Raw genomic sequence first — 1,630 nt, 5'->3', positions numbered from 1 at the left:
GACCACCAAAGGCGCACGCGGGCGCACGGCCGCCGCCGGCGCGGCAACGCGCACGCGGCGGCGCCGCGTTACCGCCAGCCCGAGCGCGACCGCTCCCGCCAGTCCTGCCACCACGATCACGTTCATGTCCATCAGCGTGGCCGCCTTGCGCGGCGCCACTGTGTTGTCACTGCACCCACGTCGTCCGTCCTGGCATTGCTGGTACTGCGCACCGTTGCCACGGCATCGGCGCCATCTTCAGCAACTTTAATGGCCGGTACCGTCACACCCCCGGGCCGATCCCGGCCGTGGGTCGCGGCAAGCCCTGACAACACCCTCCGGCGGAATGCACTAGAATGGCGCCGCGCGACCCGTCCCCCGATCCGACGATGTCGCTTTTTTTGTTTTACAACCCACCTTTTGCTGGTGCGTTCGCCGCTGTTCCCAGCCGTTCGCCCCATCGGAGCCACCATGTTATTTGAAACCCTCGAAACTTCCGGTCACGAACAAGTGGTGTTCTGCCACAACCGCGATGCCGGCCTGAGGGCGATCATCGCCATCCACAACACCACCCTGGGCCCGGCCCTGGGTGGCGTGCGCATGCGCCCGTACGCCAGCACCGATGATGCGCTGGCCGACGCGCTGCGCCTGAGCCGCACCATGACCTACAAGAACGCCCTGGCCGGGCTGAACGTCGGTGGCGGCAAGGCGGTGATCATCGGCGACCCGCGCCAGGACAAGAGCGAGGTGCTGTTCCGCGCGTTCGGCCGTTACGTGGATTCGCTGGGCGGTCGCTACATTACCGCCGAGGACGTGGGCACCGATGTCAACGACATGGAGAACATCTACCTGGAGAGTGAGTACGTCACCGGCGTGCATCAGGTCCATGGCGGCTCCGGCGACCCGGCCCCGTTCACCGCTTACGGCGCGCTGCAGGCGCTGATGGCCTCGATGCAGCACAAGCTCGGCCACGAAGAAGTGGGCAAGACCAGCATCGCGGTCCAGGGCTTGGGCCATATCGGCATGGAGCTGGTCAAGCTGCTGCGCGACCGCGGCGCCAAGCTGTTCGTCACCGACCTGGACAGCGCGCGGGTCGAGCGTGCGGTCACCGAGTACGGTGCCGAGGCGGTGAAGCCGGACGACATCTACGACGTCAACGCCGATGTGTTCGCCCCGTGCGCACTGGAAGGGGCGATCAACCCGCAGACCCTGCCCCGCCTGAAGTGCAGGATCGTCTGCGGTACCGCCAACAACCAGCTGTCCAGCCTGGAGGTCGGCGATGAACTGCATGCACGCGGCATCCTGTACGCGCCGGACTACGCGGTCAACGCGGGCGGGGTGATGAACGTCTCGCTGGAAATCGACGGCTACAACCGCGAACGTGCGATGCGCCTGATCCGCAGCATCTACCACAACCTCGGCCGGATCTTCGCCCTGTCCCAGAGCGAGGGCATCGCGCCCCAGCGGGCGGCCGACCAGATCGCCGAAACGCGCATCCATTCCATCGGCAAGCTGAAGATGCCGCTGGGCCGCGCCACGCCGCGACTGGGCACGCTGCGCGGGAACTGAGCCGCTCCGCCGCAGAACGAAGAAGGGCGCGATTGCATCGCGCCCTTCTTCGTTTCAGACCATTACGTTTGTCGCCGACCGG

Annotated in this window: 1 protein-coding gene; it reads left to right on the top strand. The window is 66.6% G+C overall.

What is annotated here, in order from left to right; genetic code table 11:
- Window positions 1–450 precede the first annotated feature (450 nt).
- On the top strand, window positions 451–1,548 hold the full coding sequence (locus DBR34_RS19965; protein ID WP_128098072.1) for a Glu/Leu/Phe/Val dehydrogenase dimerization domain-containing protein: 1,098 nt from the start codon (window positions 451–453) through the stop codon (window positions 1,546–1,548).
- Window positions 1,549–1,630 lie beyond the last annotated feature (82 nt).

The organism is Stenotrophomonas sp. HMWF003 (assembly GCF_003061285.1).
GTDB lineage: Bacteria > Pseudomonadota > Gammaproteobacteria > Xanthomonadales > Xanthomonadaceae > Stenotrophomonas > Stenotrophomonas maltophilia_AP.
This window is presented reverse-complemented; position numbering and strand designations above follow the sequence as displayed.

What these genes read in the sequence shown, in the direction of transcription:
- DBR34_RS19965 (WP_128098072.1), top strand. Translation starts at nt 451, where the DNA reads ATGTTATTTGAAACCCTCGAAACTTCCGGTCACGAACAAGTGGTGTTC.